Source organism: Pantoea sp. CTOTU49201 (assembly GCF_032054795.1).
In the GTDB taxonomy this organism is placed as follows: domain Bacteria; phylum Pseudomonadota; class Gammaproteobacteria; order Enterobacterales; family Enterobacteriaceae; genus Pantoea; species Pantoea symbiotica.
Genome location: NZ_DAMBSA010000262.1, coordinates 1 through 6,807, shown reverse-complemented (window position 1 = coordinate 6,807; position 6,807 = coordinate 1). Strand labels below are relative to the sequence as shown.

Annotated in this window: 7 protein-coding genes; 5 read left to right on the top strand and 2 right to left on the bottom strand. The window is 55.5% G+C overall.

Annotated features, from left to right (window positions below; genetic code table 11):
* The 5 genes from hemE to RTY00_RS16945 form a co-directional block, all read left to right on the top strand.
* A partial coding sequence (hemE, locus tag RTY00_RS16965; protein ID WP_312665214.1) for a uroporphyrinogen decarboxylase occupies positions 1–878 on the top strand: 878 nt, incomplete at its 5' end.
* A gap of 2 nt (positions 879–880) precedes the next feature.
* A complete protein-coding gene (gene nfi, locus RTY00_RS16960; protein WP_312665215.1) occupies positions 881–1,549 on the top strand; it encodes a deoxyribonuclease V in 669 nt (222 codons plus the stop codon).
* 62 nt (positions 1,550–1,611) lie between these two features.
* Positions 1,612–2,202: a YjaG family protein gene (locus tag RTY00_RS16955; RefSeq protein ID WP_061720552.1), complete on the top strand. Its 591-nt coding sequence runs from the start codon at positions 1,612–1,614 to the stop codon at positions 2,200–2,202.
* A 188-nt stretch (positions 2,203–2,390) separates the two neighbouring features.
* A complete protein-coding gene (hupA, locus tag RTY00_RS16950) occupies positions 2,391–2,663 on the top strand; it encodes a nucleoid-associated protein HU-alpha (RefSeq protein ID WP_007886275.1) in 273 nt (90 codons plus the stop codon).
* A gap of 68 nt (positions 2,664–2,731) precedes the next feature.
* Positions 2,732–3,397 carry a DUF1481 domain-containing protein gene (locus RTY00_RS16945; protein WP_312665213.1) on the top strand — a complete coding sequence of 222 codons (666 nt, stop codon included), beginning with the start codon at positions 2,732–2,734 and terminating at the stop codon, positions 3,395–3,397.
* Positions 3,398–3,441: 44 nt separating this feature from the next.
* Here the strand turns inward: RTY00_RS16945 and purD are convergent, their stop codons facing one another.
* Both purD and purH read right to left on the bottom strand, forming a co-directional pair.
* The gene (gene purD / locus RTY00_RS16940) at positions 3,442–4,722 is read right to left on the bottom strand and encodes a phosphoribosylamine--glycine ligase (protein WP_312665212.1); all 1,281 of its coding nucleotides are present in this window, start codon (positions 4,720–4,722) and stop codon (positions 3,442–3,444) included.
* An 18-nt stretch (positions 4,723–4,740) separates the two neighbouring features.
* Positions 4,741–6,330, bottom strand: a complete 1,590-nt coding sequence (purH, locus tag RTY00_RS16935; protein ID WP_256698096.1) for a bifunctional phosphoribosylaminoimidazolecarboxamide formyltransferase/IMP cyclohydrolase — start codon at positions 6,328–6,330, stop codon at positions 4,741–4,743.
* Positions 6,331–6,807: the final 477 nt, after the last annotated feature.

The following is a 6,807-nucleotide window of genomic DNA, read 5'->3' as shown; positions in this document are numbered from 1 at the left end:
TGCGTCGCTATGCGCTGGATGCGGCAATCCTCTTCAGCGATATCCTCACCATTCCTGATGCGATGGGACTTGGGCTCTACTTTGAGACCGGCGAAGGCCCACGTTTCTCCAATCCGATCACCTGCCGTGCGGATGTCGATAAGCTGCCGGTGCCGGATCCAGAGCAAGAACTCGGTTATGTGATGAACGCGGTGCGTACCATTCGTCACAACCTGAAAGGCGAAGTGCCGCTGATCGGTTTCTCCGGCAGCCCGTGGACGCTGGCAACCTATATGGTTGAAGGCGGCAGCAGCAAAGCCTTCACGAAAATCAAAAAGATGATGTACGCCGAGCCGCAAACCCTGCACAAGCTGCTGGATAAGCTGGCCGACAGCGTGATTCTTTATCTCAATGCGCAGATCAAAGCTGGCGCGCAGTCGATCATGGTGTTCGACACATGGGGCGGCGTGCTGACCGGACGCGACTATCGCGAATTCTCGCTCTATTACATGCATAAAATCGTCGATAGCGTGCTGCACGAGAACGAAGGTCGTCGCGTACCTATTACGCTGTTCACCAAAGGTGGCGGCCAATGGCTGGAAGCGCTAGCCGCGACCGGCTGTGATGCGCTGGGACTCGACTGGACCACCGATATCGCCGATGCGCGTCGTCGCGTAGGTGACAAAGTGGCGCTGCAGGGCAACATGGATCCTTCCATGCTGTATGCACCGCCTGCGCGCATCGAGCAGGAAGTGGCCGGGATTCTTGAAGGTTTTGGCGCGGGCGAAGGTCACGTGTTTAACCTGGGCCACGGCATCCATCCAGATGTGCCACCTGAGCATGCCGGTGCGTTTGTAGAAGCGGTGCATCGTCTGTCACGTCCTTATCATCAGGGCTGATGGTGGATTTAGCCGCACTACGCCAGGAACAGCTGCAACGCGCTGTTGATGTGGTGCGGCAGGATGATTTCGATGTGCTGCCGCCGCGCTTTATTGGTGGCGCCGACGTGGGTTTTGAACAGGGTGGTGAGATCACACGCGCTGCTCTGGTCATTCTCGAGTATCCATCCTTAACGCTGGTGGAACATCGGATTGCACGCGTGGCCACCACCATGCCTTATATTCCGGGCTTCTTATCCTTCCGCGAAATGCCGGCACTGCTGGAAGCCTGGCAGCAGCTCTCACACATGCCCGATCTGCTGTTTGTGGATGGTCACGGTATTTCCCATCCGCGTCGGCTTGGCGTAGCGGCGCATTTCGGTTCGCTGGTGGATGTGCCTACCATTGGCGTGGCGAAGAAGCGATTGTGTGGACGTTTTGCTGAGCTGGACGCTGAGCCAGGCAGTCGCCAGCCGCTGCTCGACAAAGGTGAACAGATTGGTTGGGTATGGCGCAGTAAAGCGCGCTGTAATCCGCTGTTTATCTCCACCGGCCATCGCGTCAGCATGGATAGCGCCTTGCATTGGGTGGAAGCCTGTACCGCAGGCTATCGTTTGCCGGAACCGACGCGTTGGGCGGATGCTGTCGCCTCAGGACGCCCGGCCTTTCTGCGCTGGCAAAATACGCCTTAACGCTGTTTGTGCCCGGCTTTTGCGGTACACTGCCGCCAGCTAACCTATTGAGAGTAAGTTTGATGTTACAGAATCCCGTCCATTTGCGTCTGGCGAAGCTTGAAAGCTGGCAGCATATGACTTTCATGGCCTGCCTGTGCGAGCGTATGTTCCCCAACTATTGGGCTTTCTGTCAGCAGACCGAATTCGCCGATCCGCAACTCTATCGCCGTATCCTCGATCTGATCTGGGAAAGCCTGACGGTCAAAGATGCCAAAATCAATTTCGACGGTCAGCTGGAGAAATTTGAAGCGGCGATCCCTGATGGTGATGATTTTGAGGTTTACGGTGTACATCCGGCGATTGATGCCTGCGTGGCATTAAGTGAACTGCTGCATGCACAGCTCAGCGGTGAAACGCTGGAGCACGCCGTTGAAGTCAGCCGTACATCGATCACCACCGTGGCGATTCTGGAAATGACGCAAGCCGGTCGCGAAATGACCGACGAAGAGCTGCGCGGAAATCAGGCGGTAATCGATGAATGGGACCTGCAGTGGGAGATTTTCCGCCTGCTGTCAGAGTGCGAAGAGCGCGACCTGGAATTGATTAAAGGCCTGCGTGCAGACCTGCGCGAAGCGGGAATCAGTAACATCGGTATACTTTTTCAGCAATAAGGCAAGAAAACGTGACTTCAGGCCCGAATTACCGCGCCTGGAGGCTTCACATCGGCCCCCTGTCTGGTCTACATTTGGGGGGCTGAAAATTGTGGCTATCGGTGCGTACCGGCTGAACAAGGCCTGAGAAGGGCTTTTCCCTCGCACTCGTTGCTTAGCAAGCGATAAATACACTTTAAGGATAACTTATGAACAAGACTCAACTGATTGATGTGATCGCAGAGAAAGCTGACCTGTCTAAAACCCAGGCTAAGACTGCGCTGGAATCTACCCTGGCTGCGATCACTGAGTCTCTGAAAGAAGGTGATGCTGTACAACTGGTTGGTTTTGGTACTTTTAAAGTGAACCACCGCGCTGAGCGTACCGGTCGCAACCCGCAGACTGGCAAAGAGATCAAAATTGCAGCGGCTAACGTGCCAGCGTTCGTTTCAGGCAAAGCTCTGAAAGACGCTGTTAAGTAAGTTTCCGCATTGCGGTTTAGCTTTAAAAGAGGGGGCGTTAGCGCCCCTTTTTGTTGCCGGGACCTGCCATGCTGAATTCAATTCCTCAGCGCGTGTGCGCCCTATTATTTGGTGCGCTGCTCACGGGCTGTAGCTCCACTCCTGATCTTCCCGCCTTTACGGCGAGCGGCTACCTGGCCGACCGCGGCACCGTGCGCATCTGGCGCAAGAATAGCGACCATCAAGTGGTTCATCTACGTACGGTCTTCACGCCCTTTAATGGCGATGCGATGGAAACCACTGATTACAACTGGCAGCAGCAGAAGCTGATTAGCGTCGAACGACGTGTCGCCGGTGCACAGCCGGACGATGTCACCTTACGCTTCGATCATCAGGGCAATCTCAATTTCATGCAGCGCCAGCTGGCGGGACGACGTGAAGCAGTCAGCGCTGATAGCGTTGAGCTGTATCGCTTCGATGCGCAGCGCATGCTGGATCAGAGCAATGCGTTGCTTGCAGGCCGCGTATTGCTGCGTCAGGGCCATTGGCTGGGCGGCAATCAGGTACGAGAGTGCGATGACAAGCTGGTGAATGCGGCCTTTGATCGCGACACGCTGTATACGCTAAGTCGCCAGCAGCAGAGCCAGTCTACGCCGTTGATGGTGTCGTGGCTGGAAGCGCCGGAAGGTGTGCAACTGCTACGTGCTACGCCGGATGACGAATGCAGTTGGCAGCCAAAAGAGAGCGATTTCTAGCAGGCGGATAAGAGAAGGGGCACATGCTGTGCCCCTTTGCGTACTTATTTGCGGTTAATGGCGCGGTAACCGATATCGCGGCGGCAGAAGCTGCCATCCCACGAAATATGCTGCGCCAGCGCATAAGCGTTCTTCTGCGCAGCGGCAACATCGTCGCCGAGCGCGGTCACGCACAGTACGCGACCGCCGTTGGTCACCACCAGATCGTCCTTCATGGTGGTGCCAGCGTGGAACACTTTGCCGTCCGGCACTTCTTCTAGCGGCAGACCGTGAATCTGATCGCCCGTGTTGTAATCGCCCGGATAACCACCCGCAGCTAACACAACGCCCAGCGAAGGACGTGGATCCCACTGCGAGGTTTGTCGATCCAGTTTGCCGTCTACAGCAGCCAGGCACAGCTCAACCAGATCCGACTGTAGACGCAACATGATCGGCTGAGTTTCCGGATCGCCAAAGCGGCAGTTAAACTCGATCACTTTAGGCTGACCGGCTTTATCGATCATCAAGCCTGCATACAGGAAACCGGTATAGATGTTGCCTTCAGCTTTCATACCGTTAACGGTTGGCCAGATAATCTGATCCATTACGCGCTGGTGGATCTCATCAGTTACCACTGGCGCCGGAGAATACGCGCCCATGCCGCCGGTGTTTGGACCGGTATCGCCATCGCCGACGCGCTTGTGATCCTGGCTGGTGGCCATCGGCAGCACATTGTTACCGTCGACCATCACGATAAAGCTGGCTTCTTCGCCATCAAGGAACTCTTCAATCACGATGCGGTGACCGGCATCGCCGAACGCATTGCCAGCCAGCATGTCTTGTACTGCAGCTTCTGCTTCAGCCAGTTCCATCGCCACGATCACGCCTTTACCGGCGGCCAGACCGTCAGCTTTAATGACGATCGGTGCGCCTTTCTCGCGCAGATAGGCCAGCGCAGGCTCCACTTCGGTGAAGTTCTGGTATTCGGCGGTTGGGATCTGCTGACGTGCCAGGAAATCTTTGGTGAACGCCTTTGAGCCTTCCAGCTGGGCAGCGGCTTGCGTTGGGCCAAAGATCTTCAGACCTGCAGCACGGAACGCATCAACCACACCAATCACCAGCGGCGCTTCCGGGCCAACGATAGTCAGATCGATCTTTTCCTGCTGAGCAAAAGCCAGCAGCGCGGGAACGTCGGTGGCGCTGATTGCCACGTTCTGCAGAGCCGGCTCGAGCGCGGTGCCCGCATTGCCTGGCGCGACAAACACTGTTTCGACCAATGGCGATTGTGCCGCTTTCCATGCCAGCGCGTGCTCACGTCCGCCATTACCAATCACTAAAATTTTCATCTGTACTGCTCCCAACAATTAATGGCGGAAATGACGCATGTCGGTGAAGATCATCGCGATGCCGTGCTCATCAGCGGCGGCAATCACTTCATCATCACGGATTGAACCGCCTGGCTGAATCACGCAGCTGATGCCGACAGCCGCTGCCGCGTCGATACCATCGCGGAACGGGAAGAATGCATCAGACGCCATCGCGGAGCCTTTCACTTCCAGACCTTCGTCACCCGCTTTGATGCCGGCAATTTTGGCTGAGTAAACGCGGCTCATCTGGCCGGCGCCAATGCCGATGGTCATATTGTCACGTGCATAGACGATGGCGTTGGATTTAACGAACTTCGCCACTTTCCAGCAGAACAGCGCATCACGCAGTTCCTGTTCCGTTGGCTGACGTTTGCTGACAACGCGCAGCTGGCTGGCATCGACCATGCCCAGATCGCGATCCTGAACCAGTACGCCGCCGTTAACGCGTTTGAAATCCAGCGCGGCAACACGACCTTGCCACTGACCACACACCAGAACGCGCACGTTCTGCTTGGCCGCGGTCACTTTCAATGCCGCTTCGCTGGCGGATGGCGCGATGATCACTTCAACAAACTGACGGCTGATGATCGCCTGTGCGGTGGCTTCGTCCAACTCGCGGTTGAAAGCGATGATGCCGCCGAAAGCAGAAGTGGGGTCAGTTTTGTAGGCACGTTCGTAAGCCTCAAGAATCGACCCGCCAACCGCCACGCCGCATGGGTTAGCGTGTTTAACGATCACGCAAGCGGCTTCGTCGAACTCTTTCACGCACTCGAGTGCGGCATCGGTATCGGCGATGTTGTTGTAAGAGAGCGCTTTGCCCTGAACCTGCTGCGCGGTGGCAACAGAAGCTTCAGCAACATTCTCTTCTATATAGAAGGCAGCATCCTGATGGCTGTTCTCGCCGTAACGCATATCCTGCTTCTTAATGAAGTTGAGGTTAAGCGTGCGCGGGAAGCGACCGGCCGGTTCTTTGCTGTCGCTGTGATAAGCCGGCACCAGGCTACCGAAGTAGTTGGCGATCATGCTGTCATAAGCGGCAGTGTGCTCGAAGGCTTTGATGGCCAGATCAAAACGCGTTTCCAGCGTGAGCGAGTTTTCGTTGGCATCCAGCTCGGCAATGATCGCCTCGTAATCGCTGCTCTTCACCACGATCGCCACGTCTTTATGGTTCTTCGCCGCTGAGCGAACCATGGTTGGGCCACCGATATCGATGTTCTCAACCGCATCAGCTAATGAGCAATCAGGTTTGGCAACGGTTTGTGCGAAGGGATACAGGTTGACGACCACCATGTCGATTGGGTTGATGGCGTGTTCAGCCATGATCGCATCATCCTGACCACGACGACCCAAAATGCCGCCATGCACTTTCGGGTGCAGCGTTTTGACGCGTCCATCCATCATTTCCGGGAAACCGGTGTAGTCAGAAACTTCGGTGACGGGCAGGCCCGCATCTGCCAGCAGACGTGCGGTACCGCCTGTGGAGAGCAGCTCAACACCACGACTGGAGAGTGCCTGAGCAAATTCGAGGATACCGGCTTTGTCAGAAACACTGAGTAGCGCGCGGCGTACAGGACGACGTTGTTGCATGGTGGTTTTATCCCTTGGCTTTGTTTCGCGTAAAAAAGAGCGTTACATCAAGCTTAGTGTCTCTCTTCTATATAGAAGGAAACGCTTGCCTCATGTAACGCCCCAAAAGGGGCATCCTTGACGTCGCCGGGCATTGTAGCGAAAACGTTTGCGTGATGCTCGCCTAAATTCATTTGTGCGGCAGAGTGTGGATAACACTGTGTGTAACTGCGTATAAGACGGGGTTTTGCTGTGGAATGCAGCGAACGGTTGTTTTTATTGAATTTAGCGGTTGCGCGCTGAGAACAACTCCCTATAATGCGCATCCATCAACACGGCACAACGGTTTACGGAATGCGGTGTTGATAAGGAAGATTCGATAAGAACTTCCGCCGGATGAAAACGCTGAAAAAAGTGTTTGACTCCGAAAGAGGAAAGCGTAATATACGCCACCTCGCGACAGACGGTTCAGCCGCTGTTCGCAACGCTCTTTAACAA

What these genes read in the sequence shown, in the direction of transcription:
- purH (WP_256698096.1), bottom strand. Translation starts at nt 6,330, where the DNA reads ATGCAACAACGTCGTCCTGTACGCCGCGCGCTACTCAGTGTTTCTGAC.
- purD (WP_312665212.1), bottom strand. Translation starts at nt 4,722, where the DNA reads ATGAAAATTTTAGTGATTGGTAATGGCGGACGTGAGCACGCGCTGGCA.
- hupA (WP_007886275.1), top strand. Translation starts at nt 2,391, where the DNA reads ATGAACAAGACTCAACTGATTGATGTGATCGCAGAGAAAGCTGACCTG.
- RTY00_RS16955 (WP_061720552.1), top strand. Translation starts at nt 1,612, where the DNA reads ATGTTACAGAATCCCGTCCATTTGCGTCTGGCGAAGCTTGAAAGCTGG.
- RTY00_RS16945 (WP_312665213.1), top strand. Translation starts at nt 2,732, where the DNA reads ATGCTGAATTCAATTCCTCAGCGCGTGTGCGCCCTATTATTTGGTGCG.